The sequence below is a fragment of the Luteibacter sp. genome (assembly GCF_009912395.1).
GTDB lineage: Bacteria > Pseudomonadota > Gammaproteobacteria > Xanthomonadales > Rhodanobacteraceae > Luteibacter.
In genome coordinates, this window is the sequence record NZ_WNDO01000008.1 from 79,434 (window position 1) to 103,385 (window position 23,952).

The 23,952-nt window shown below is 64.2% G+C and carries 19 protein-coding genes and 1 pseudogene; 10 read left to right on the top strand and 10 right to left on the bottom strand.

Features of this window, described 5'->3' with window-relative positions:
* The 3 genes from GAK28_RS09580 to GAK28_RS09590 are packed head-to-tail and all read left to right on the top strand — an operon-like array spanning position 1 to position 4,692.
* The gene (locus tag GAK28_RS09580) at positions 1 to 1,128 is read left to right on the top strand and encodes an efflux RND transporter periplasmic adaptor subunit (protein WP_291777747.1); all 1,128 of its coding nucleotides are present in this window, start codon (positions 1 to 3) and stop codon (positions 1,126 to 1,128) included.
* A gap of 9 nt (positions 1,129 to 1,137) precedes the next feature.
* Entirely contained in the window at positions 1,138 to 4,251 is a 3,114-nt protein-coding gene (locus GAK28_RS09585) for an efflux RND transporter permease subunit (RefSeq protein ID WP_291777750.1), read from the top strand.
* Between the two features lie 18 nt (positions 4,252 to 4,269).
* Positions 4,270 to 4,692: a hypothetical protein gene (locus GAK28_RS09590; protein WP_291777754.1), complete on the top strand. Its 423-nt coding sequence runs from the start codon at positions 4,270 to 4,272 to the stop codon at positions 4,690 to 4,692.
* A 3-nt stretch (positions 4,693 to 4,695) separates the two neighbouring features.
* Here the strand turns inward: GAK28_RS09590 and GAK28_RS09595 are convergent, their stop codons facing one another.
* The 8 genes from GAK28_RS09595 to dmeF form a co-directional block, all read right to left on the bottom strand.
* On the bottom strand, positions 4,696 to 6,555 hold the full coding sequence (locus GAK28_RS09595) for an asparagine synthase-related protein (protein ID WP_291777756.1): 1,860 nt from the start codon (positions 6,553 to 6,555) through the stop codon (positions 4,696 to 4,698).
* A gap of 38 nt (positions 6,556 to 6,593) precedes the next feature.
* Complete coding sequence (locus GAK28_RS09600; protein WP_291777759.1) at positions 6,594 to 8,102, bottom strand: hypothetical protein; 1,509 nt, start codon at positions 8,100 to 8,102, stop codon at positions 6,594 to 6,596.
* Between the two features lie 135 nt (positions 8,103 to 8,237).
* Positions 8,238 to 8,714: a hypothetical protein gene (locus tag GAK28_RS09605; protein ID WP_291777762.1), complete on the bottom strand. Its 477-nt coding sequence runs from the start codon at positions 8,712 to 8,714 to the stop codon at positions 8,238 to 8,240.
* Between the two features lie 30 nt (positions 8,715 to 8,744).
* Positions 8,745 to 9,917: a serine hydrolase domain-containing protein gene (locus GAK28_RS09610; RefSeq protein ID WP_291777765.1), complete on the bottom strand. Its 1,173-nt coding sequence runs from the start codon at positions 9,915 to 9,917 to the stop codon at positions 8,745 to 8,747.
* Between the two features lies 1 nt (position 9,918).
* A complete protein-coding gene (locus GAK28_RS09615) occupies positions 9,919 to 10,800 on the bottom strand; it encodes a hypothetical protein (RefSeq protein ID WP_291777768.1) in 882 nt (293 codons plus the stop codon).
* Between the two features lie 260 nt (positions 10,801 to 11,060).
* A complete protein-coding gene (locus GAK28_RS09620) occupies positions 11,061 to 13,334 on the bottom strand; it encodes a TonB-dependent receptor (protein WP_343161866.1) in 2,274 nt (757 codons plus the stop codon).
* Between the two features lie 169 nt (positions 13,335 to 13,503).
* Entirely contained in the window at positions 13,504 to 13,932 is a 429-nt protein-coding gene (locus GAK28_RS09625; protein WP_291777775.1) for an S-adenosylmethionine decarboxylase, read from the bottom strand.
* Between the two features lie 610 nt (positions 13,933 to 14,542).
* On the bottom strand, positions 14,543 to 15,514 hold the full coding sequence (gene dmeF, locus GAK28_RS09630; RefSeq protein WP_291777778.1) for a CDF family Co(II)/Ni(II) efflux transporter DmeF: 972 nt from the start codon (positions 15,512 to 15,514) through the stop codon (positions 14,543 to 14,545).
* A gap of 57 nt (positions 15,515 to 15,571) precedes the next feature.
* Between dmeF and GAK28_RS09635 the strand changes: the two genes are divergently transcribed.
* The 5 genes from GAK28_RS09635 (at position 15,572) to GAK28_RS09655 (ending at position 20,439) form a co-directional block, all read left to right on the top strand.
* Positions 15,572 to 15,838: a metal/formaldehyde-sensitive transcriptional repressor gene (locus GAK28_RS09635; protein WP_291777781.1), complete on the top strand. Its 267-nt coding sequence runs from the start codon at positions 15,572 to 15,574 to the stop codon at positions 15,836 to 15,838.
* Between the two features lie 202 nt (positions 15,839 to 16,040).
* The gene (locus GAK28_RS09640; protein WP_291777784.1) at positions 16,041 to 17,519 is read left to right on the top strand and encodes a SulP family inorganic anion transporter; all 1,479 of its coding nucleotides are present in this window, start codon (positions 16,041 to 16,043) and stop codon (positions 17,517 to 17,519) included.
* Between the two features lie 538 nt (positions 17,520 to 18,057).
* Positions 18,058 to 18,750 carry a hypothetical protein gene (locus GAK28_RS09645; RefSeq protein ID WP_291777786.1) on the top strand — a complete coding sequence of 231 codons (693 nt, stop codon included), beginning with the start codon at positions 18,058 to 18,060 and terminating at the stop codon, positions 18,748 to 18,750.
* A gap of 92 nt (positions 18,751 to 18,842) precedes the next feature.
* Complete coding sequence (locus GAK28_RS09650) at positions 18,843 to 19,799, top strand: hypothetical protein (RefSeq protein ID WP_291777789.1); 957 nt, start codon at positions 18,843 to 18,845, stop codon at positions 19,797 to 19,799.
* Between the two features lie 121 nt (positions 19,800 to 19,920).
* Positions 19,921 to 20,439 carry a hypothetical protein gene (locus GAK28_RS09655; protein WP_291777792.1) on the top strand — a complete coding sequence of 173 codons (519 nt, stop codon included), beginning with the start codon at positions 19,921 to 19,923 and terminating at the stop codon, positions 20,437 to 20,439.
* Between the two features lie 353 nt (positions 20,440 to 20,792).
* Here the strand turns inward: GAK28_RS09655 and GAK28_RS09660 are convergent, their stop codons facing one another.
* Entirely contained in the window at positions 20,793 to 22,019 is a 1,227-nt protein-coding gene (locus GAK28_RS09660; protein ID WP_291777793.1) for a GDSL-type esterase/lipase family protein, read from the bottom strand.
* A gap of 107 nt (positions 22,020 to 22,126) precedes the next feature.
* Here GAK28_RS09660 and GAK28_RS09665 point away from each other — a divergent pair.
* Positions 22,127 to 23,005 (top strand): annotated as a pseudogene (locus tag GAK28_RS09665) (MBL fold metallo-hydrolase).
* Positions 23,006 to 23,044: 39 nt separating this feature from the next.
* Here GAK28_RS09665 and GAK28_RS09670 read toward each other — a convergent pair.
* Complete coding sequence (locus GAK28_RS09670) at positions 23,045 to 23,407, bottom strand: DUF4180 domain-containing protein (protein WP_291777796.1); 363 nt, start codon at positions 23,405 to 23,407, stop codon at positions 23,045 to 23,047.
* A gap of 234 nt (positions 23,408 to 23,641) precedes the next feature.
* Here GAK28_RS09670 and GAK28_RS09675 point away from each other — a divergent pair, with 234 nt between their 5' ends.
* On the top strand, positions 23,642 to 23,950 hold the full coding sequence (locus GAK28_RS09675; protein WP_291777798.1) for an acyl carrier protein: 309 nt from the start codon (positions 23,642 to 23,644) through the stop codon (positions 23,948 to 23,950).
* Positions 23,951 to 23,952: the final 2 nt, after the last annotated feature.

Here is a 23,952-nt window from a genome sequence, read left to right on the forward strand (position 1 = left end):
ATGGGTACCGCGCGAACCCGGTTCGTCGTCGTCACCATCGTCCTCGGCCTGGTAGCGCTCGCGGCGTATGCGGTGGGCGGTTCGCCTGCATCGCCTCCGTCGAGCGGGCATGTCGTCGATGACGCCGTGCCCGTACATGTCGCACTGACCACGCGGGGAGATATCGACCTATCGTTGAGCGTGGTCGCACGTACGGAACCGTGGTCCACGGTATCCGTACGTGCACGCAGTTCGGGGCAGCTGGAATCGCTGGACTTCGAGCCCGGGGCGCGAGTGAAGAAGGGGGACCTGCTTGCCCGACTCGATCCGTTGCCCTTGCAGGCGCAACTCGATCAGGCCCGCGGTAACGTCGCCAGTGCCCGAGCCCAGTTGGACAAGGCCCAGGCGGACCTGACCCGGTTTCGCCAGGTGCTCGACAAGGGCTTCATCTCCCGGGCCAGTTACGACACGTACCGGACCACCGTGGAAGTGGCGCGCGCGACCTTGCAGACGAGCCTGGCAGCCGAAGCGGGCGCCAGGCTGCAATGGAGCTACACGCGGATCGTCGCGCCCTTCGATGGCGTGACGGGTACGCCATTGGCGTGGCCGGGCGCCCAGGTCACGGCCAACGATACGGCAATCGTCGTGCTGAACCAGGTGCAGCCGATCCGGGTGAGTTTCAGCATTCCCGAAACCAGCCTGGATGCCGTGAAGGCGGCGCAGGTGCGGGGTCCGGTCGTCGTCCAGGCTCTGGTGCCTGGCGACAAGGGCGCGCCACTGAGCGGGCGGCTCGAGTTCATCGACAACACCGTGGATGTCACCACGAGCACCATCGTGCTGAAGGGGCGCTTCGAGAACAGGGATGGCCGCCTCACGCCGGGACAATTCCTCCAGGTCAGCTTGCCCACCGCGCACCTCGCCAACGTGGTGAGCATGCCGGCCGAAGCCTTGCAGAGTTCGGACAAGGGTGACTTCGTCTTCGTGGTCGGAAGCGATGGCAAGGCGCATCAACGCTTTGTCGGCATCGGGGTCACCTCGGCCGGGCGTATCGTCGTCGACCATGGCCTGGAGGGTGGCGAGCGCATCGTCGTCGATGGTCAGCTGCTGCTGGGCGAAGGCCGTGCCGTGCGTTTCGCGGACAAGGCCTGAGTCGTCACCATGAACCTCCCTGCGCTGTGCATTCGTCGCCCCGTGATGACCACGTTGCTGAGCCTCGCGGTCCTTGTCGCGGGGATCGCGGCCTATCCGAAGCTGGCGGTCAACGAACTGCCGAGTGTCGACTATCCGACCATCCGTGTTTTCGCGGCCCTGCCGGGCGCGTCGCCCGACGTCATGGCGACGGCGGTGGCAGCGCCACTGGAGGCGCAGCTGACCACCATCCCGGGCATCGATTCGATCAACTCGTCGAGTTCGCCGGGCGGCACCAGCATCGTGCTGAGCTTCGCCCTCGACCGGAACATCGATGCCGCGGCGCAGGACGTGCAGACGGCGATCGCCGCCGCCCAGCGCCAGTTGCCTGTCGACATGCCGTCACCGCCGATCCTGCGTAAGATCAATCCGGCCGATGCGCCCGTGCTGCTGCTGGCCATGACCTCGCCGACCTTGCCGGTGTCGCAGCTGGACGAGTATGCGGAAACGCAGCTGGCGCAACGCCTCTCCACGGTGGAAGGCGTGGCCCAGGTCTATGCGTACGGGGCGACGAAGTACGCCGTGCGGATCAGCCTGGACCCGGATCGGATGGCGGTCGCTGGCATCGGCATCGACCAGGTGCAGAAGGCGGTGACCGAGGCCAACGTCAACCAGGCCACGGGCACCCTGTATGGGGCGTCGCAGCAGTTCCAGGTGCGTAATCAGGGGCAGTTGCTGCGTGCGGCGCCCTACAACGACATCGTGGTGGCCTGGCGCAATGGCGCGCCCGTGCGGCTGGGCGATGTGGGCATGGCTTCCGATAGCGTGCAGAACGACCAGCTCGCCAGTTGGTACGGACACGATCGCTCGGTGATCCTCGCGATTCAGCGGCAACCGGGCACCAATACCATGGCGTTGATCGATCGCATCAAGACGATCCTTCCCGGTTTCGTCGCTGGGTTGCCTCCCTCCGTGAAGCTCGACGTGCTGTACGACCGTTCGCCATCGATCCGAGCGTCGGTGGCGGATGTGCAGTTCTCGCTGCTGCTCGCAGGCGTACTGGTGGTGGCGGTGGTCTACCTGTTCCTCGGCAACCTCTCGGCCACCCTGATTCCGGCCGTGGCGTTGCCCTTGTCCATCACGGGTACGTTCGGCGCGATGTATCTGCTGGATTACGGCCTGGATAACCTCTCGTTGCTGGCACTCACGCTAGCGGTCGGCTTCGTGGTGGACGATGCCATCGTGATGCTGGAGAACATCCTTCGACATGTCGAGCGCGGACTCGATCCGCGGGAAGCATCCCTTCGCGGCGCAGGCGAGGTGGGGTTCACCATCCTGTCGATGACGATATCGCTGGTCGCGGTGTTCATCCCCGTGTTGTTCATGGGCGGCATCGTCGGCAGGTTGTTCCACGAGTTCGCGGTGACGCTGTGCATCGCCATCCTGGTGTCGGGCATCGTGTCGATCATCCTTACGCCGATGCTGTGCAGCCGTTTTATCCGTGCGCAGGGCGAGACGCGACGTCATCGTGTCGTGCGGGTGTTCGACCAGGGCTTTACGTATGTGCATGGGGCCTATACGCGGAGCCTTCGCTGGTGCATGGACCGGCCGCGCTGGGTGTTCACCGCGTTCCTGCTCAGCCTGGTCGCCACCGGAGGCTTGTTCTACACGACGCCGAGGGATTTCATTCCCGCCGGCGATAGCGGGCGGTTGCAGGTGATCACGGAGGGTCCGCAGGATGTCTCGTATGGCGGCATGGTGGCGAAGCAGCAGCAGCTTGCGGAGATCGTCGCGAACGATCCCAACATCGAGGCATGGATGTCATCGATCGAAGCCGGAGGCTCGACGATCAACGACGGCGAGATGCTGCTCAGGCTCAAGCCCGCCGACCAGCGTCGCCTTGACGTGGGGGAGGTCGCGCAGGAGTTGCGGCGAAAGTTCGCCAGCGTGGTCGGCATGAAGGCCTATGTACGCAACCCGCCACTGATCCAGATCGGGGGACTACGCTCGAAGGCGCAGTATCAGTTCACCCTTCAGTCGCTCGACACGAATGCGCTGTACGACTGGGCGGGCAGGGTGACGCAGGCGTTCGCCGCGCTGCCGGGCTTCCAGGACGTGACCAACGACCTGAGCCTGGACAGCCCATCCATCGTGGTGGAGGTGGACAGACGCAAGCTGGCTCCGCTGGGGTTGAGCATGGCCCAGGTGCAATCGGCGCTGGGCGCGTCGTTCGGACAGAACCAGCTATCCACCATTTACGGCACGGCGACGCAGTACTGGGTGGTGATGGAGGTGAGGCGCAAGCTGCAGCAGGATCCGGCGGTATTGTCCAAGCTGTATGTGACCTCGGATTCGGGAAAACTCGTGCCGCTGGATACGGTAGCCAGCTTCGTGCGCCGTCCGCAGGTGTTGACGGTGAATCACCAGGGGCAGTTGCCGGCGGTCACCGTGTCCTTCGGGTTGGCACCGGGCGTGGGGTTGGGTGACGCGTTGTCGGCCATCCACGGAGCGCTGGCGAAGATCGGCCTGCCGGCGACCATCAGCGGCGGGTTGCAGGGTACGGCGCAGGCGTTCCAGGCATCCATGCAGGGCATCGGCATGCTGCTGTTGCTGGCGGTACTGGTGATCTATGTCGTGCTGGGCGTGCTTTACGAGAGCTTCATCCACCCCCTGACGATCCTGTCCGGCTTGCCGGCCGCCGCCGTCGGCGCGCTGGTGACCTTGCGGTTGTGCCAGGTGCCACTGGACCTGTTTGGTTTCGTGGGCATCGTGATGCTGATCGGCATCGTGAAGAAGAACGCGATCATGATGATCGACTTCGCCCTCGTTCGGCAGCGCGAGTACGGGATGCCGCCCGCGGAGGCGATCCTCGAGGCCTGCGAGGTCAGGTTCCGCCCGATCATGATGACCACCATGGCCGCGCTCGCAGGCGCCTTGCCGGTGGCGTTCGGCGCGGGTGCCGGGGCGGAGGTGCGTCGCCCCCTCGGACTTACCGTCGTGGGCGGGCTGCTCGTCTCGCAGCTGCTTACGCTGTATCTGACGCCGGTGATCTACGTGTGGCTGGATCGATGGGGCGCGAGGTTCGCCGGTCGTCGGTTTGCAACAGGATACGGGCGAGGGGAAAGGCTAGAATCCGGGGTTTGATCGATGTCCGGAGCTACCGTGAGCCATGTGCCTTCCCATGACACCCCCGAGGACGCCGCCTTCCTGGCCCAGGTCATGCGGACCTGCGACGCGGGCAAGGGCGACGCGTTGCGCGACGCCGAGGGGCTCACCGTGGCCGGCCAGTGGTTGGTCCAGGCGCTGAAGGGGCAGGCGGCGATGAATCGCGCCGCCCACGATACGGAGTTGGCGGCGGACGAGCTGCGCAAGTTCCAGAAATTCGTCCGGCCCGGCCAGCCGAGCGCGCATATCGTCCAGTTGCGGCAGAAGCAGGCTCTGGCACGCCAGGCATCCGCGCGTTCGCGACAGGCCTTCGTGAAGGCCGCCATGGAATTCGCCCGGACGCTGCCCCTGGACGTGCCCCCGCGCGCGTCGCCGGAAACCGTCGTCACGACATGGATCGCGGCACACCTGGTGGATTGAGCCTCAGCCGTGTCGCCCTCGTTGCTCGTACCAGGCCTGGAACGTCAGCACCGGCCACAGGTTCGCATGCCATTGCTGCTTGCCTTCCAGGAAGGCCTCCCAGATCGGCAGGATCTCGTCGGCATCGAAGATGCCTTGCTGCTGGAGTCGGCGGCGATTGAGCAGGTCACCGGCCCATTCGCGCAAGGGGCCGCGTAGCCAGGCCGCGATGGGCGCGCCGGTGGGAGGCAGATGGGATTGGAGCAGCTTCTCCGGCAGGTAGCGCTCCGCCAGCTTTCCGAGGATCAGCTTCCGCGTCTTGTGCGCCTGGGGCACCTGCCAGGAAAAGCGTACGACAGACTCATCCAGCAGAGGGAAACAGGGCGTAAGGCCGTGGGCGAGGCAGGCCCGGTCGACCATGGGGAGCTGCCCTTCGCCCAATCGCATGTGTTGATCGAGGTATTGAAGCCGCTCGCCAGGTGTTCCTCCCTCCAGCCATCGGTCGGGGTTGGAAAAGATTGTCGAGTATTCGCGTCCACCTGGTACGGCTTGCGCAGGGTGTTGCCACAGGGAAATCGTGTCCAGGTAGTGCTCTTCGACACAGTTCGCGTTGAGTCGCACGAGATGGTCGTGCGTGCTGCCGATCCAGGCATGGGCCCGACGTACGACGGGCAGGGTGCCTAGTTTCTGCCTTGCCCAGCGAGGGATCGGCAGCATCCAGCGGGCATGTCGCATGGCTTTTCGATACGCGGCGTGGCCGAAGAACAGTTCGTCAGCGCCGTCGCCCAGCAGCAACCGCTTGTGCGATGCGCTGGCGGCATCCGCCACCGCGAGCAACGGAATGAAGGACGGTGTGGCGACCGGTTCGCCGCACGTGGCCGCCGCCCGCTCCGCCCAGGTGAGGACATCGCGGTTGGCCACTCTCACCTGGTCGAAGTGACAGCCCAGGTAACTTGCGATGCGGTCCGGGCGATCGATATCCGCTGCGTCACCGTCATAGCGGATGCCGAACGCCTGTACAGGTGCACTTTGCTTCGCCTGCAGCAGCGCGGTGATGACGCTGGACTCCGCATCGCCAGTCAACAACGTGGCGGCACGGCCGCCGTGGCGTAGATCGATCGATGTCATCAACAGGTCGTGCAGGACATCCGCCGTGCCACGCCATCCCTCGGGCCGGCGCTCGTCGATGCCAGCTTTTGCCACGTCGCGCAGGTCCCAATAGCGCTCGATCGGCGGCATCGCCGAGGACGTGCCGGCATCGCCATGCAGGTGGATACGCAGGAGACAACCGGGTGGAAGCTTATAGACCCCCTTGTAGATCGCATGCGGCGCGGGAATGTAACCATGCCGGAGCAGGGTGCCGACGGCGTCGAGATCGATGGACAGCGGGCCTGTCATGCTGACGATCGCATCGAGTTCGGAGGCGAACAGCAGGCCATCGGGTGCGGGCGCGACGTAGAGCGACTTCTCGCCCATCTTGTCGCGGGAGAGGGTCAGCGTACCTTCCACGGTATCGAGCGCCGCGACGCACACGGCGCCTCGCGTATGCGCCAGGGCACGCTCGATGCCCAGCGACTGGATGCGGCGCAGCAGGCGCTCGACCGGCGTGTCCACATCGAGCATGGACGCTCGCGGTGCCGGTTCGTAGAACTCGCCCGCGACGGCGATGATGTGCCGGCCATCGCTCGAACGCGCCATGTGTGCGGAGATCGGGCCGTTGGCGGGACGACATGCCGCGATGGCCGCCTGGGTGGGCGGATGCGCGGCGACATGACGCACGCTGCCTCGATGGGACAACGACGCCAGCATGTGTTCGGAAAGGGATTCCAGGGATTCCCTGGACATCGGGCGATGGGGTCGCCACAGGCCAGCCAGGCCGGACATATCGAGTACCTGTACGTAAGGGGATGGAGCGGTCCGGGCTACTTGCGTCGCGCGTCCGTGGCTTGGCGGAACCTGGCGTGGAGGGGTGGTGCCGCGACGGACGCGAGGATGCCGGCGACGGCGAGCGATATGCAGAGAATGGCGAGCGAGCTGGAGATGCTGTTCGCGACGGACACGGCGATGGTGGATGGATACGGTTCGTGTGGACTGACCTTGTCCAACAGCGTCATCGCGTCGGCCAGGCGCAGCGGCCGACCCGGCTGGAGAGTGTCGGACGGGTCGGACACCAGCGTGCCGATGTAGATCTGGTTCATCAGGGAGAACGCGCCGACCAGGCCGAAGGTGCCGCCAAGAAACGATGCGGCGAGACCGAGCCGCAGCGGATTGCGGAACATGGCATGGGGGCCGAGATTCGCCAGCCTCATCATGGCGTAGGTGATGGCGCCGCCCAGCCCGGCACCGGCGCTGATCGAAAACGCCACCCAGGCGGGTTGCGAGGCCGTGAGGTACAGGCCGAAGCACGATCCCGATGCCAGGGTCAGCATCATGGGCATGAAGGTGGAGCGCAGGAAGCGTGGCGCATAGGCCCAGAGCAGCGGGCCGGCCACGAGGGCGCTCACGACGAAGAGGCCGAGACGAACCTCCGGTTTTGCCGAGCCGGGCTCATCGATGGCCGGGTTGCCCAACGAGACGATAGTGATCACGGCAAGCGCAGCGGCGCAGGACACCAGCAGCGACAGGAGGCAGCGGCGCAATGGCGTGGACGACAGCGCGAGCGGGGAAAGGCGGATGCCCCGGGTGGCGTTGAGGCGGGCGAGATAGAGGCCGGCGAAGACCAGGCCGTCGATGACGAGCATCACGGAGGACATCACGTTCTTCCGATGATCCACGTTGCGTACGAAGGCCAGGCACAGCGAGATCAGCGACACGGTGGCGAGCAGGGCCAGCCACGGATCGATCCGCAGCGCGGACGGCTGCGAGCGGTGCGTACGGGTCGCCAGGCATATCAGCAGCGCTAGAGCGGAGGTGACCATGCCGACAAGGAAACCGCCATCGGGTGCGCTGATGGATTCGAACCAGGGAAGGATGTCGGCGGCGAGCAGGTACATGGCGACCGCGGGAATCATGTGGACGGCGGCGCGTACCGGCGCGCGTGGCGCGGCGAACAGGCGGGACGCATTACGGGCCAGCCAGGTCATGTGCAAGCCGATGCCCGCGCCGTAGAGAAAGCTCGCGGCAAGCAGGAACCAGACGTTGATGGCGGCATAGAGCATCGCCGACGCCATGGCGGTCAGCGTCAGGCCGGCAACCAGGCCTTCCCGGCTTCCCGGTGCCGGCGACTCCGAGCGCAGCGACAGGAAGATCACGGAGGCGCCCATGGGCAGCATCGCGAGCACCCATTCGCCTTGCTCCCAGCTGACGCCCCGGTCCCACAGGTAGTCGGACGTCCAGGCGCCGAAGGCCGCCATGGGCATGATCAGCAGGATGATGACCAGGCAGGCGATGCCTCGGTCTGCCAACCAGCCGGATCGTTTGGTGTTGCTCATCAAGGGCGCTCTGGGATTCGTTCATGGGCCATCCGCCGCAATACATGACGGACGACCTGTGGGGTGGACGAATCCTAGGAGCGCTCTGTCAGGCGTCGGTGGATGTTTTATGGATGAGGTATGGAGAGAGGGACTTCATTCATGGAACGGTGCCGCGAGCGTATCGCGGATGCGGGCACAGGCCTCGACGGTGGCCTCGCGTTCCGCCGGGGTCGGTGGTCTCGAGGCCGATTGGATGAGGGCTGCGCGCATGGCCTCCGCGCCCTGGCCGTAGGCGTTCATCCAGGGGTGCTTCGGGAGCATCCACGCGTGGAAGTGATGGCGGGTGTCTTCGTTCACGAGCAGGTGCGTGTGTTCGGTGCCCAGCACGCCGCGTTGCGCGCGCCTGACCCGTCGGAGGATAAGGGCGAGCTCCACGGCTTCCGCTTCATCCAGTTCGTCGAAGGCGACGAGGTGTCGCTTCGTGGTGACGATCATGAACCCGGGAATGGCGTGACGTGCGTCCTGGTGCACATGGAATCGATCGGTTTCAAGTACGGTTCCGCCAGGTGTCGTCGCGACACCGGACACGATGGAACAGCTCAGGCAGGACAATACGGCGGCGGGATTCATGACGGTCCTTGTCGATGGCATTCCGGCATCTTAGGCGATGCGACTTGCTCCGGCGAGGAGGTCGCGGGTCACTTCGTCCCTGAAACGCGTGTTTCGTCGGGTGCCGTCGACGTTCATCAGGACCACGGCCGCCTGCTTCCGGTCGCCGGTGAGCGCCACCATGTTCGACGCGCCGGGATCGCTGCCGGAGTGACCGACGACCGTGCGGCCGTTCACTTCCTCGGCGATCCAGCCCAGGCCCTGATACGAGGCGATGGACGGATCCACCTGGGGTTCCAGCATGGCGCGAAGTGCTTGCGGGGATGCGATCGGTGGCTGGGCCGTCGGGGCGCCCAGCAGGGTGGCGAGCAGTTTCGCCAGGTCGTTCACCGGGCAACGCAGCATGCCGGCGGGGATGTCGGGATAGCCTTGCTGGGGTAGCGCGACCAGCTTTCCGTCGTCGAATTCGTAAGGGATGGCCAATACGTTCGGCGCGAACCGGCGAATCGACCAGTGCGCGTTGCGGATTGCCAGCGGCGCGAACACCTCGGCTTCGATGAACGAACCGAAATCCCGTTTCGCGATGCGCTCGACGACATGCCCGGCCAGCGCCATGGCGACGTTGGAGTACGTCCACCGCGTGCCGGGGGCGGCGCGCAGGAAGGACTCGTCGGGCGAGTACGTGGCGCCGCCCCGGGTCAGGTACGACGTCAGGAAATCGCCAAGCGACTGCGTCGCGTCGCCGGGTATCGTGATATCGCCATAACCTTCGTCCGAGATGCTGGACGTATGGGTCAGCAACTGGTGCACCGTGATCGGTCGGTCGGGGTGGTGCGGATTGCGCACGACGATATCGAGGAAGTGGTTGACGTCCTGATGCAGGTCATAGCCGTGGCGCTCGAACAGGCGCACCATGCCGAGGGTCGTGACCAGCTTGCTGACCGAGGCCAGGTGCATCGGCGTATCCACGGACAGTCGCCGCCCGGCACCGATATCGGCGAAGCCGAAGGCCGAGGTGTAATGGTGCGATGTGGTGGAGGCGATCGCGACCGCCACGCCGGGAATACCTGCGGCCTTCATGCGGGCCGGCAGGCCCGATTCGAAGTGGCGCCGCCAGTCGTCGAACGAGGAATCCGGCGAGGGGGCCATCGTGGGAAATCCGTCGCGAGCGACGAACAGTCCCGCCAACCCCATGCCGAGCAATGCGCGTCGCGTGATCGCCATGTCAGATGACCGATCGCCCGAGTCCGTGCTCGTCGCCCCAGCGCTTCTTGTAAGACCAGCGGGCGTTCGCACTGCCCAGGCTGAAGATCATTTCCTTGTCGCGCGTGGCGCAATGCGCCTTCGCGGCGTGGATGTTCAGCCAGAGCAGGATGCTGCCCAGGCCGAAGTGGTTCAGATCCGGGTCCATACCGCCGTTGTGGTCGTCAAAATAGATCCAGCGTGGGCATTCCGCGGCGTAGATCAGGTCGTAGGCGCAGGGCCGGCCCTTGTACAGGAGGATGTGGCCGAACATCATCGGCCGGATCGCGCCAATGAAGCTGGCGAGGTCTTCGGGACGCTGGCAGGGCAATTCGCCATGCCAGCGGCGGGTGAACAGCTCGGCATAGATCTCGCCGAGGTCGCGATCGCTGAAGCCCTCGATGTCGCGGACCTCGCCGCCCTCGTTAAGGAACTTGTTCAGTTCGGCGCGGCGCTTCTTGTCGGTCTTCGAGGAAAAATCGCCCTTCACCAGGCAGACGGCGCGCGGGTTCACCGCGCCGTAGGCGAAGTTCATGAACTGCCCCTGGTGCCGACCGGACAGGCGCTTGGACTTGGCGGGAAGCCAGGTGCGATGCTCGGGGTCGATGGGCAGGATGATGTTCTCGAAGATCACCGGGACGTTGCTCGCCGGGTGCGCGATCACGTCCTTTCCATCCGCGAAGTAGGCGCCCACGATCTCGCCGTCCACTTCCTTGTGCCAGAACCGGACGGCTTCCGGTCCACGTTCGTCCAGGTGCGCCAGGATCGAGGGGTGCGCGCAGACGCTCCCACCGAACCGCTCATAGGTTCGGCGATAGGTGGCAGCGTCCGAGGGTTTCCACCCGGACAGGAACTTCTTCAGCATAGGGGCTCGGTCGTGCTGGCTTGTGGGGACAAGCGGGTTCATCGGCTCAGGTGTGGCCACAGGGTAGGAAGGCCCTGTGGGAGGCCGATGGAAGCAATGTGGAGCCCCGATGGAGATCGTTGTTCGTTCAGGCACCCGAAAGGGAGCGGCATGCGCCACTCCCTTTCGGAGCCTGGTCGTCCAGGAGCTTGCCGGCCCCTACGCACACGGCGATGGCGACCAGCCAGGCGATCACCAGCCAACCATGTTTCCTCATGCGGTCAGTACTTCGCCGACACCGTGAACAGCACCTGCCGCGGCGCGCTGCGCTGCAGGGTCTGGTAATCACCGGAGAACGGCGATCCGGCGATGGTGGAGGTGCCGATGTTCTTGCGGTCCAGCAGGTTGCTGACATCGAAGCGGAAGGTCAGCTCGGGACGGTCGCCCTTGCGCTCCAGCGTGTACGCCGCATAGGCATTGACCTGCCAGAAGTTAGGCGTGTAGATGTCGTTTTCGTACGAGAAGGGCTGGCGCAGGTACTCCGTGCTGGTGGCGCCGAAACGCCAGGATTGCAGCTTGATGGAAAGGTCGCTCACGAGCGATACGATCGGGTAGCCCGGCTGGGCCTTGCCCTTGATCGGAAAGACGTTGCCATCCACGACGAAATCCCTGTCGTAGAACGAACGAGCGACGGCGATGCCCTGGTAGAACTGCACATGCTTGCTCACGTCCGCCGTGATGCCCAGGTCGGTGCCGATGATATGCATGCGCGGCATCACGCCCACGGTGTTCACCTGGGCGAACTGGGTGCCCACCGATGCGGAGAGCAGGCGGTTGCGGATGTCGCTGTAGAAGGCATCCCAGGTCACCGTCGCATGGTCGAAGCGATGGACGACGCCAGCCGTGAGGTTCCAGTCGGTCTCGGGATGGATGGACTGCACCGCCTTGTCGAATTCCTCCTGGTTCGACGCCGTCCATGCCGAGGCGGTGTAACCGATGTTGCCGCGCTGGGCGACCCGGTAGCCGTTCTCCGACTTGGCGATGTCGACGAAGGCGTCGGTCTGTGCGGTGGGGCTCCAGAACACCGACACGTGGGGAAGGAAGTTGCTCTTCACGCGCAGCGTGCCGTAGGGTGCCTGGTCTGCACCGACACCACCCCCCGTGGTGGAGAAGTTCACGCCCTTGAAGCCCATGCCCAGCGTGAGTTCGTCGTTGATCGCGTAGTCGTCGTGCAGGTAAAACTGGCGCGACCGGATGCGCCAGCGGGATTCGTTCGCCGTCTGGAAGGCGGGGCCGTAGGTCGTATACGGTCCCGTCGTGCGCAGCGGATTGCCTTCGCCCAAAAGAGGTTCGTTGTACCAGGAGGTCATCGCACGGGAGCGCGTGCGCTCCTGCCAGATGCCGGCGGTGAAGGTATGGTCGCCCAGGATGTAGCTGAGGTTGACCATGCCGCCGAAGCGATTCACCCGCGGGCGCTGCACCTGTTCGGAGAAGGGGGCGCCGGTCAGGGAGGGCGTGGTGGGGTCGGCGAGCGTGGCGGCGGTGCGGCTGTTCGCACCATAGACCTGCACGCTGCCGGTCAGGTCGGGCGTGATGCGGAAGTGGTGGGTGAGCGACTCGATCCGGTCGCGGGTGGTCTGGCCCGTGTCGTAGGGCAGCAGCGCCGAGAGCTTGCCGCAGGTCAGGGCGCCGCAGGAGGCGTTGGCGTTTTCGGGGAGGGCTGCGTAGTACGCGTCTTCGTAACGGGGGTAGAAGCTGTCCGCCTTCCAGCCGAGCGTGCGGATCATGTCGAACGACAGGTTGTTGTAGCCCCACACCGCCGCGTGGCTGCCGGACACGAACAGCGTGAAATCGCCCCAGGGCACGTCCTGCTTCAGCTTCAGGTCGCCACGAAGGAAATGCTGGGTACCACCGGCCTGGTACTTGTTGGCGGTGATCCGTTGCAGGTCCACGAGGATCGATGGGCCGTTCGCGCCGAGCTTGCCCGTCTGGCCCGATAGCGTGGTCACTAACGTGGCGTTACTGCCGTACGACTGGCTGATCTTGCCGCCCGCCTTCTGGTCGGGGTCGGCGAGCGAGTAGGCCAGGCCACCGCCGTTGGCGCTGCTGCTGAACAGGCTTTCGCGTGCGGAACCTGGCGTGATATCGATGGCCGAGATGGCGTCGGGCACCGCCACGTTGACCAGGCTCGTGCCCGTCATCGAAAGAAAGCTGCTGTCGTTCAGCGGCACACCTTCGAAGGTTACCCCCATCTCATTCATGCGGAAGCCGCGCACGAAGAGGCTGGTCGCGGAGATATCGAGGCCAAGGCCGTCCGACGCGGTATACGACGCACCGGGTACGTTCTTCAGCAACGCGAGACCATTATTGCCGGTGAGTGCGCCGCCGAGATCGGCACGATTGAGCTGGTAGGCGTTGGCGCCCGTCGGTTGGATGGAGGCCAGTCCCGCACCGGACGTCGGTGCGGCAACGCTGACGCCATCCAGCGCGACGGGCGTGTCGCTTGCGTGCTTTTTCGTGTCCTTGTCGTCGGTGGTGTCGTGCGCCAGGGCCATCGAGGCGTGGGCCGTGAGGCCGATGAGCAGTGCGGGTAGCTGCAGGCCAAGACGGATATGGCGGGCGAGGGCGTGGTTCGTGTGCTTGCGGAACATCATGGGTCAATCCGGATACGTTCTGGGAAGCCCCGGTGGCCGGGGCGTGTCGTCGTGACGAAGGGCAGCGGGTTCAGGCGGGGCGCCAGCTCGTGAATCCCGAGCTGCGCGTGGGCCTTACCGGTACGCGGCCGGCGGGTTGCGCTTCGGCACCGTGCTGCACGCGATGAAGCACGGTGCGCGTGGGACGGAAGTCGTCGCAGAGGTCGGAGAGCAGGTGGAACACCATGGCGATGTCCGAGCTCTGGCATGACGACGCGTAGAGATCGACATCGACCGCGTGGCGATCAGGAAAGGTGCGCAACACGATGTGCATGTCGTCGCCCATGATCGTGCTGACGACGCCGGCCTGGCTGGACGCCGTGAACAGATCGCCCGCGATGGGTACGTGGTGGCGCATGACGTGCTCGACGCACAGGGCGCGGATGGAGGAAGGATCGCGTAGCGCGTCCAGGGACGTGCGGCAGCCGAGCCATTCACCGATGAAGTGGATGCTGTGCATGGGGAGTACTCGCTATGGGCGTGACGGGGCGCGCGGGCACATCGCCTCGCCGTGCGAAAAGCGCGCACGGTCAAGCGACAGGAGTGCCTGCGTCAGGAAAAAAGGAAACGCGTCGTCAGGACGACACAGGACGTGCCGTCGCGCGACGTGGCGGTGGAGCCGCTACGTCGTTCAGCAAGATGGAGGGCGCATATCCGCGCGAATGCCGCGGTGACGCGTCCGGGCATGGCCCGGGCGCGTCAAGGCTCGGACGAATGTCCGGCTATCGAAGGATCGAATGGTATTCATGGCTCACCGCCTGTTCGCCATCAACGGCGCAGGGCGGCGGCCGGACTTCCCTAGACGATGAGGAAAGCGCCGGTCGACCGGATGCGGTCGCTGTTGGCATCCAAGTTGTCATGCCGCGCCGACAGCGGAAGAATCGTTCCGGTATCGGCGCCGCTACTAGGGTAACTGTCCATTTCTCGCAGGTTGGTAACCACACAAGTGCCTCGGGAGTCCCGTAGGCGCGGGCACGATACCCACGCGGATGCAGGCCTGTCAACGATAATCTTGCGCATTGCAACACTGTAATGTGGCCGCCGGATGGAAGGCCAAATCGTGTGGTCGATCACGAGGCCGTCGCGATCATCGCATCGCCTTGCGAATGGCTGATTTCCACCGTGACGTGGACCAGTTCCTCGTGTACGGACAGGTAGCCGCGAACCGCCTCGGCGGCCAGGGGGCGGTCGCACACGAGGGCGAGAATGCAGGCGAATCGATCGCCGCCGACGCGCCAGACGTGAAGGTCGCTGATGGCGGCATGGGGGCATGTTTCCGCGATCACGTCGCGAATCTCATCGACCACCGGGTGATCCATCTCGCCGTCGAGCAGGATGCGACCGGATGTGCGGATCAGGCTGATCGCCCACTGGGCGACCAGCAGGGCGCCGAGGATGCCCATCACAGGGTCGAGCCACGCGATGCCGTACACCTTGCCGCCAAGCAACGCGAGGATGGCAAGTACCGACGTGGCCGCATCCGCCACGACGTGCAGGTAGGCGGACTTCAGGTTGATGTCCTCGTGTCGATGATGCGCATCGTGTCCATGAGAGTGATCGTCATGATCGTGCGTGTGCCCATGGTGATGCGCATCTTTCAGCAACCATGCGCAGAGCAGGTTCACGAGCAGGCCGACAACGGCGATGGGTAGTGCCTGGTTGTAGCTGATCGGTACGGGATGGATCAGGTGCTCAATGGACTGCGCGAGCATCATCACCGCGATGACGCCCAGGAGCAGGGCGCTGCTGTAGCCGCCCAGCACCTCGATCTTCCATGTGCCGAAGGTGAAGCGCCGGTCGTTGGCGAGGCGTCGGGCGACGGCATAGGCGCCTGCGGAGATACCCAGGGCGAGTGCATGCGAGCTCATGTGCCAGCCATCGGCCAGCAGTGCCATGGAATGGAAGACGTAGCCACCGATGATTTCTACGACCATCATCGCCGCGGTGATCGCCACGGCGATAATGGTATTGCGCTCCGCGAGCGGATTGCCTTGGTTGAACCGGTGCGAATGCTGGAAGGGCAAGGGATTGGGCACGTTCATGGGTCTGGCCTAATATAGGGTACCCCCCTATACTATGTGTGAACTCGTGAGGTTGTCATGTCCCATACCATCGCCAACAAGAAGAAGCTGATCGCCCGTGTCCGTCGTATTGGGGGGCAGGTGGCCGCGCTGGAAAAAGCGCTGGATACGGACGAGGGTTGCGATGCCGTCCTCCAGCAGGTGGCCTCCATCCGCGGGGCGGTGCAAGGCTTGATGAGCCAGATGCTCGAAGATCACCTTCGCGAACATGTGGCGGAAAGCGACCCGCATGCCGCGAAGGAACTGGAGCCGGTGTTCGCGGTACTGCGAAGCTATCTGCGGTGACGATCGGCACCGTGGCGATTGAGTGGCCATGCCGAAACCGCTAGTATTTGCGCCTGTTTCGTTCCTGACTCCCTCTTGTCGTGATCACGCCACCCTGATATCGCCGAACGCTGTTTCTTCTTCCGCGCCTTCGCGGGGAGCTGTTTGCGTCCCGATTTTCGATCACGACTGAACCGTCGACAGGCGGTTCGTGGAGCGTTTCATGTCTTCTTCCTATCCGCTGCGCGAGCAGTGGCTCGGCAACGTGCGTGCCGACATCCTTTCCGGTCTCGTCGTCGCCCTGGCCTTGATCCCCGAGGCCATCGCCTTTTCCATCATTGTGGGTGTCGATCCCAAGGTGGGCCTGTACGCGGCGTCCTGCATCGCCGTCATCACCTCCATCGCCGGTGGCCGGCCAGGCATGATCTCCGCGGCCACGGGTGCCATGGCGCTGCTGATGACCACCCTGGTGAAGGAGCATGGCCTGCAGTACCTCTTTGCCGCCACGCTGCTGACGGGCGCCATCCAGATCGTCGCTGGCGCGTTGAGACTGGGGGCGTTGATGCGTTTCGTCTCGCGCTCGGTGATCACCGGCTTCGTCAATGCGCTGGCGATCCTCATCTTTCTGGCCCAGTTGCCCGAACTGATCGGCATGCCATGGCAGGTCTACGCCATGTGCGGGGCGGGGCTCGCGATCATCTATCTGTTCCCTCGGGTGACTCGCGTGATTCCGTCACCGTTGGTGGCGATCGTCGTACTGACCATCGTTTCCGTGGGCTTCCATCTGCCGATCCACACCGTGGGCGACATGGGGCAGTTGCCCGATACGCTGCCATCCTTCCTCCTTCCCGACGTGCCGTTCACCTGGGACACGTTGAAACTGCTGTTGCCGATCTCCTGCACGCTCGCGGTGGTCGGCCTGCTCGAATCCATGATGACCGCACAGATCGTCGAGGATGTCACCGAGACCCCGACGCAGCGCAATCGTGAATGCGTGGGGCAGGGCATCGCCAATATCGTCGCGGGCTGCTTCGGCGGCATGGCGGGCTGCGCGATGATCGGGCAGTCGGTCATCAACGTGTCGTCCGGCGGTCGGGGGCGGCTGTCCTGCTTCGTGGCGGGCGTGATGTTGATGGTGCTGGTCGTCTACGGCTCGGCCTGGGTCGGACGCATTCCGATGGCCGCACTGGTGGCGGTCATGATCATGGTCAGCATCGGCACCTTCGACTGGCAGTCGTTCCGCAATCTCGGCCGCTATCCGAAGAGCTCGTCGTTCGTGATGCTGAGCACGGTCGTCGTCACCGTGGCGACACACGATCTGGCCAAGGGCGTGTTGACCGGCGTGTTGCTTTCGGCGTTGTTCTTTGCGCGAAAGGTGGGCCGCCTTCTCGACGTGACCGAGGTGGACGCGGACGACGGTTCGCGAGTCTACGTTGTCGTCGGACAGGTCTTCTTTGCCTCATCAGGCCAGTTCGCGGCCAGTTTCGACCTGCTGCATTCCCCGAAGCGCGTACGCATCGACCTGTCCCGGGCCCATTTCTGGGACATCAGCGCGGTGGCGGCGCTGGATCGCGTGGTGTTGAAGCTCAGGGTGCGAGGTGTCGAGGTGGATGTGATCGGTCTCAACGATGCCAGCGACACGTTGATCGAACGCCTGAGCGCGCATCGCACGGAAGGTGGCTCGCTCAGCGGCGGACACTAGTCGGGTGCGTCGCGTATGACGCATCTGCAATTCCTTGCGATGACTTTCGAAGGAACGTCTCGCTGTCGATTCGGCAAGTGCGCGCTGTCGCGGAAACATCGCGCGCGATCGCACGCGATGCGTGATCTGTAGGCGTGCTTGTCAGGCGGCATCGTGTTTTGAAGTGGCCGAATTGTCGATAGATGTTGTCATGTCAGTGTGCGAATTTCGACCGTCATTCTGTCGCTAATAGCCGTATTTCCACGGGCATAGAGGGTAAATCGGCAGTTTTCACGCGCGCGCCACGCGCTGCCGAAATAGCGCGGATTCCGTAGCCGCGCCGGCGTAGCGTCCGCCCCGCTGTCATGCACGCTCAAGTCGACAAACGACGACGTCGCATGATTCGCAAGGGGGCAAGTTCCACAGGGGGCAACACTGTTCAACACATTCCGGAGCCCGATCGGGGCGTCCACCGGTGCGCGTGCATCGGGGACGCCCCCTGGGCCGCCCTGCGCGGGCTACCCGCATTCCCATAGCGATTACCACGGAGTACCGATGTATGAACGCCGAATACGCTGCGCTGCGCAAACAGGTTCGTGATCTCCAGGCCATCGTCGACTCGCATATCGGTGCGTATGCCGTCATCCTCGCCGATACTGGCAAATGGCTGCACGCACCCGGCTCGGACTACCTCTTCGCCTACCTCGACAACAGCTGGTCACCGGACCTCGTGGCGAAGGTCACCAGTGCCTTCGAAACGGCACTGAAGATGTCTTCCACGATCAAGGAAGCCGTAAAGAACACCTCGGGACAGTCCGTGGTCGACGGGCTGTATCTCCTGGAACAGCCCGCCATGACCAAGGCGATGAACTCCATCCCCGGCATGGGTCTCACCCAGGTGGCCCAGCAACACCAGTCGGGTGAAGGCACCGCCGTCGACATCAATGGTCAGTTCTTCGCCGCCATTCTGGGCGGCCTGGGTGGCGATGTGGCGCCGATGTTGAACTACCTCACCACGACCATGGGCGACATCCAGGCGCAGACCCAGAAGAGCACGGTCACCAAGGATTTTGGCACCATCATGGGCCTCATCTCGGTGATGCCCGTGCTCAACGTGCCGGTGACGAGCTTCCAGTACGTCTACTCCACCTCGTCGGTAAGCACCTGGTTCGTCAAGGTCAACTGCGCGAGCGTGCAGAAGCAGTCGTATGACTACGGGTACACGGTCTGTAATTACAACTACAGCCCCTGACCGATAGGGAAGCCTGCCTACGCCTGGCGACCTTGCGTCGCCGGGCGTCCTGCGCGGAGGTCTCGCGCCCCATCACGATAGGGGGATGCACCATGGATGTCACCGTCAACATCGGTGTGCCATTCGGTTACGACAATGGCTTTGTCTCGCTTGCCAGCAACGAGCACGCGATATCGTTCCACCTGGAGGAGGGGACCCACGTGGCGACCTCGGCCATCATCGACCTCGGCTCAGTCCACAAAGCAGGCGGCGCGCGCCTGTTGGGGCAATTCAGCTTTACCTATACCTGGTCGTCGGCAGATCGGATCGTCACCGTCTGTGGAAGCGATTTCGATTCGCCCGACACCATGACGCTCGCCACCTGGCCCGAGGGCACGCAGGAGATCTGCCGGCAGCGGGCGTCCGGCGGCGGCTTCCGGTACCAAGACCTGAAAGCCAATCCGATGTGGAACTACACGACGCCGTTGACGCCCGGCGTGGAAGACATCTTCGACGGGCTGGTAAAGGGGACCAACGAGAAGCTCATCCAGGCCCTGCAAGCCACGCCCGATATCGCCGTGCAGGTGCGGCGCCCAGTGCCGAAGCTCTCCCCGGATGTGCATGAGCAGTTGATGTTGGTGTACCGCAACGGCGTCTTCGACCGGGTGCACGAGGCGAATACCCTGCTGGGCAGCAACGAACAGCTTTACACCATCGAATCGACGTTTGGCGGCGAGGTCACCTTGAACTACAAGGAAGCCTTCGCCAACGTGATCGGCAGCACGTCGGATCCGAAGATCGCCGGCTTGAGCTGGATCCAGCTATGGGCCAACCAGTACGGGCAGTATCCCGTCATCTGCACCTCCTATCACTCGAACGGCTTCAACTGCGGCAGCTCGCTGGTGGGAGGTCATGTGATCGGTGGAAAGACCGCCAAGTCCATGCCCAAGGGATCCAATTCCGTATGGATCTTCCCGATCTGCATCCAGCACAACAACGACGACAAGGTGTACATGGAGGCGTTGAAGTACCTCAAAGGCATCTGGCTCAACAACTACCTGGGGCCGTGATGTGGTGGGCGTGGCGTGCGTCGCCACGCCCTTTGCCTGCCATGGAATTGCCCTTTCGGTCCGATAGGCTGCAGCACGCGGCACATCGTGTGCCGGGGCATGTTTCATTCGGGCAGGGAAGATGTCATTCGGATACGTTATCTACAGGGCGGCAGCCCTGGTGGTGGGCCTGACCGCCGCCGCCGGATCATGGGCTTGCTCGTTCGAGCAGGCGCATTACCGATACTCCGCCAACCCGGATATCGAGGTGTCGTTTCGCAAGGTCGGCAAGCAGTCGGACTGGATCTCGGATCTCGCCCTCCAGCTGAAGATCCGTGGCAGCGGCCGCTCCTACTGGTTCCTGTTCGACGGGGGGGCGGCACGCTACGTCAACATGATTTCGGTGGAGGATGTCACGGCGCCGGGGTGGACGGCTCCCGATGGCGATGGGTCGAGAGGCCGCGGCAGTTTGGGCAGCATGCATTTCTTCGCGTGGTCGAAGAAGAACGTTTTCTTCGAAACGATACCCAAGTCAGGGCAACCTGCACCGGACACGATTTTCCTTCCCGACCTGGCCGAGACCCTCTGGTATCGCGCTGATCCAAGGGTCGGCGTAGGTCACGGCCTCTTCGTTCGCGACCGCTGCGCCAAGCCCCTGTAGGAGCGCGCGGCAAGTCCCATCGCGCGCAAGCGCGCTCCTACAACGGTGCGGATGTATCGGACTCGGCGAACACGTTTGCTCACGAGTCGTTACGTTTCAGCATGCGGATGCGAATCCGGCTTCGTCACACTTCTGTAGGAGCGCGCTTGCGCGCGATGGGGCTGGCGGCAAGTTCCATCGCGCGCAAGCGCGCTCCTACAACGGCGCGGATGTATCGGACTCGGCGAACACGTTTGCTCACGAGTCGTTACGTTTCAGCATGCGGATGCGAATCCGGCTTCGTCACACTTCTATAGGAGCGCGCTTGCGCGCGATGGGGCTGGCGGCAAGTTCCATCGCGCGCAAGCGCGCTCCTACAACGGTGTGAACGGACCGGATTCGGCGAATACCTTTGCCGCGAAACGTTCGGCCATGAGTCGATGCGTTTCGGCATCGGGATGCAGGCGGTCGGGTAGCGGAAGCGTTTCGTGATCCGCGGGGCCGTATAGTTCCCGCCCGTCGAGATAATGGAGGTGGGGATCGTGCTTCGCGCGCTGCTCGACAATGCGCGCCAGTTCACGGCGGATCGTTTCCAGTGTGAGCTTGCCCGCCGCGCTGTCGGCAGGGTTGCCCGTGGCCAGGAACATGACCTTGCCTTCGGCCAGCGCCTCCACGTCGAACGCGCCGGGGCCTGGCGTGGTTTCGTGGATGGGGCAGTAGATCGGCGAGACGATCAGCAGTGGCGTCTCGGGGTGACCGTCCCGCAGGGTGTCGAGAAAACCATGCACGGCCGGCACGAAGGCGCGCATCCGCATCAGGTCGGCGTTGACCAAGTTGATGCCGATCTTCACGCTAAGGACATCCGCCGGCGTGTCGCGCATCGTGCGCGCGACGAAGGGATCGAGTAGCGCGCTGCCGCTGAAACCGAGGTTGAGCAGATCAACACCGCCCGCCGCGGCTGCGAGCGCCGTCCAGATCGTGGTCGGGCTGGCCCCGTTCGAGCCATGGCTGATCGAACTGCCATGGTGCAGCCAAACCCTGCGCCCATCGTCCGCCACCGGGTGCGCGGGTGCGTTACCGCGCAGCGCTACCACTTCGGTGATCTCATGGTACGGAAGCCAGATCTCGACACGCTTGTCGCGTGGCGGCAACCCCTCGAAACGTAGCGTGGCGACGGGGCCTTCCTGCTTGGTGACCGTGCCGGCACGCATGTCGATGGTGACGACATCGCCGCCAATCGCGGTGGTCTGTGCCACCCGTTCGCCATCGACGAGCAGGTCATACATGCCCAGCGGACGGGGTGGCACGCCAGCGTAGACATGTCGGGTGGGCAGCGTATCGAGTTCGAGCAGGGTCGCCGTGGTGCGCAGCACGAGACGAACGCCAGACGGCTGGGATTCGGCCATGGCCAGCTGCGGGTCGGGATACTGCGCGCGCGCCCAGGCGGGCAGGCGGTGAGGGAGCAGGCCGCGTGTGGTGGTTTCGATGTCGATCGCACCGCGAAGGATGTCCGGGCCGATGGGCAGGGCGATCAGGTCATGCAAGGGGGCGTTCATAGGACGGATCGGCAAGGCGAGACGGCGATTGTATCGATTCGCCATACATTCCGTTCCCGGAATCTGGCTTTATCGTCCCGGGGAAGTGCCTACCATGGCTTTCTTCCCTTCATTCGCATCAGGACGATCTCGTGCTCGCAAAACGACAGACGATGTTCCGCCGGCTCGCGCTCGCAAGCGCCATCGCGATCACCTCCGTTGCGGCCTCCGCAACCCCGAACGATGGGGCGTTGACGCTCGATACGTACAACCCCGGCGAGAAGGCGATCTTCGCGGTGTCTTCGGTACTCGTGGAAGGCAAGACGCAGGCCGTGCTCATCGATGCGCAGTTCTCGGCCGCCAACGCCCGCACCCTGGCGAAACGGATCGAGGCGTCGGGCAAGACCCTGACGACCATCTATATCAGCCATGGCGACCCCGATTACTACTTCGGCCTGGATACGCTGCACCGCGCCTTCCCGCAGGCGCATATCGTCGCCACGCCGCAGACCATCGCGCATATCCGCGCCACCAGCGACGAAAAGCTGAAGGTGTGGGGGCCGAAACTCGGTGCCGACGCGCCGAAGGCGATCGTGCTGCCGGAGCCGTTAAGCGGCGACACCCTCTCGGTGGATGGCCAGGCGTTGCGTATCGTCGGGCTCGATGGCCCCACGCCTGATCGCACCTTCGTCTGGATCCCGTCGCTTCGTGCGGTCGTGGGCGGCATTCCGGTGGTGGGCGGCGAACACGTCTGGATGGCCGATACCCAGACGCCGGCATCGCACCGCGACTGGCTCGCCACGCTGGACCGCATCCGGGCCCTGAAGCCCGTCAAGGTCGTGCCGGGCCACTACGCCCCCGGCACCTGACTCGATCTCGGCACGGTGACCTTCACGGGCGACTACATCCGCGCCTTCGATGAAGAGACGGCAAAGGTGAAGGATGCGTCGGCCCTGGTCGAGGCCATGAAAAAGCGCTACCCCAATCTCGGTGGCGTGGGCTCGCTGGAACTGAGCGCAAAGGTCGCCAAGGGGGAAATGAGCTGGCCGTGAGCCACTCGCCGGGCCGGCGGCAGCCGGCCCGGGTACCTTTCAGGCCAGCTTGCGAGCCACGTCGTCCAGGGATGCGACGACCCAGAACACCTTGCCCTTGTTTGCCTCGCGCACGAAGTCGCGCAGGGGCTCGCTGCGGGCCAGCGCCTCGGCGAGGTCGCCCACGACAGCCAGGTGTACGCGGTAGTTCACGAACTTTTGGACCACCGCCCCGGCGACACCCGTGCGAAGGCTGAGAAAATCCTTGCCGAGGCGGGCGGCAGGTAGCACCAGCAAATCGGCTTGTTCGCCCAAGGCCAGGGCCAGCAGTTCGCTGCCGTCCGCTTCGCTGGAAAGCGTCGGACCGGTGTCGCCGCAGACGAAGACGCGCTTGTCGTGGATGAACTGAATCGATCCATGCATGGGGACGGGCTTCCTTACATCGGGGGACGGGCGATTGCCCGTAAACGGCCACCACCCTAAACGCCAGTCGCGGCGCCGTCGAGACCAGGGGTGAAAAATCCCGCCAAACCTTTGGACGATTGACGCGGATTGTTACCGGTTGGTAATACCGTGCTGCCGGAAAGGCGCCCGTAAGCCGACCGGCGTAGATGCCTGGGTAGAGGCCGAATCGAGTTATCCGACGAGGAGAGGCTGATGAACGACGACGATATCCTGGATGTGATCGCCCACAAGGTTACAGAAAAGACTAAGGGAGATCCCAAGCTGATCAACGCTTCGACCACGTTCGACGAGCTTGGCATATCGTCATTAGACGTAATGGACGTCATTTTTGATGTCGAAGAAGAATTGTCGCGCAGATCGGAAAGCCAGGTAGAGCTGGCTGACAGCGACATCGCGGGCCAGACAGTTGGAGATCTCGTCAACGCGGCGAAGAAGGCAATCGAGCGCAGTCGGGAGCAACAGCCGCCACACCACGACGCCTCGCACGGCAAGCATTCCTGAGG

Excerpts from the sequence above, each read along its gene's own strand:
- GAK28_RS09580 (WP_291777747.1), top strand. The coding sequence starts at position 1 with ATGGGTACCGCGCGAACCCGGTTCGTCGTCGTCACCATCGTCCTCGGC.
- GAK28_RS09585 (WP_291777750.1), top strand. The coding sequence starts at position 1,138 with ATGAACCTCCCTGCGCTGTGCATTCGTCGCCCCGTGATGACCACGTTG.
- GAK28_RS09595 (WP_291777756.1), bottom strand. The coding sequence starts at position 6,555 with ATGTCCGGCCTGGCTGGCCTGTGGCGACCCCATCGCCCGATGTCCAGG.
- GAK28_RS09600 (WP_291777759.1), bottom strand. The coding sequence starts at position 8,102 with ATGAGCAACACCAAACGATCCGGCTGGTTGGCAGACCGAGGCATCGCC.
- GAK28_RS09605 (WP_291777762.1), bottom strand. The coding sequence starts at position 8,714 with ATGAATCCCGCCGCCGTATTGTCCTGCCTGAGCTGTTCCATCGTGTCC.
- GAK28_RS09610 (WP_291777765.1), bottom strand. The coding sequence starts at position 9,917 with ATGGCGATCACGCGACGCGCATTGCTCGGCATGGGGTTGGCGGGACTG.
- GAK28_RS09615 (WP_291777768.1), bottom strand. The coding sequence starts at position 10,800 with ATGCTGAAGAAGTTCCTGTCCGGGTGGAAACCCTCGGACGCTGCCACC.
- GAK28_RS09620 (WP_343161866.1), bottom strand. The coding sequence starts at position 13,334 with ATGGCCCTGGCGCACGACACCACCGACGACAAGGACACGAAAAAGCAC.
- GAK28_RS09625 (WP_291777775.1), bottom strand. The coding sequence starts at position 13,932 with ATGCACAGCATCCACTTCATCGGTGAATGGCTCGGCTGCCGCACGTCC.
- dmeF (WP_291777778.1), bottom strand. The coding sequence starts at position 15,514 with ATGAACGTGCCCAATCCCTTGCCCTTCCAGCATTCGCACCGGTTCAAC.
- GAK28_RS09635 (WP_291777781.1), top strand. The coding sequence starts at position 15,572 with ATGTCCCATACCATCGCCAACAAGAAGAAGCTGATCGCCCGTGTCCGT.
- GAK28_RS09640 (WP_291777784.1), top strand. The coding sequence starts at position 16,041 with ATGTCTTCTTCCTATCCGCTGCGCGAGCAGTGGCTCGGCAACGTGCGT.
- GAK28_RS09645 (WP_291777786.1), top strand. The coding sequence starts at position 18,058 with ATGAACGCCGAATACGCTGCGCTGCGCAAACAGGTTCGTGATCTCCAG.
- GAK28_RS09650 (WP_291777789.1), top strand. The coding sequence starts at position 18,843 with ATGGATGTCACCGTCAACATCGGTGTGCCATTCGGTTACGACAATGGC.
- GAK28_RS09655 (WP_291777792.1), top strand. The coding sequence starts at position 19,921 with ATGTCATTCGGATACGTTATCTACAGGGCGGCAGCCCTGGTGGTGGGC.
- GAK28_RS09660 (WP_291777793.1), bottom strand. The coding sequence starts at position 22,019 with ATGGCGAATCGATACAATCGCCGTCTCGCCTTGCCGATCCGTCCTATG.
- GAK28_RS09670 (WP_291777796.1), bottom strand. The coding sequence starts at position 23,407 with ATGCATGGATCGATTCAGTTCATCCACGACAAGCGCGTCTTCGTCTGC.
- GAK28_RS09675 (WP_291777798.1), top strand. The coding sequence starts at position 23,642 with ATGAACGACGACGATATCCTGGATGTGATCGCCCACAAGGTTACAGAA.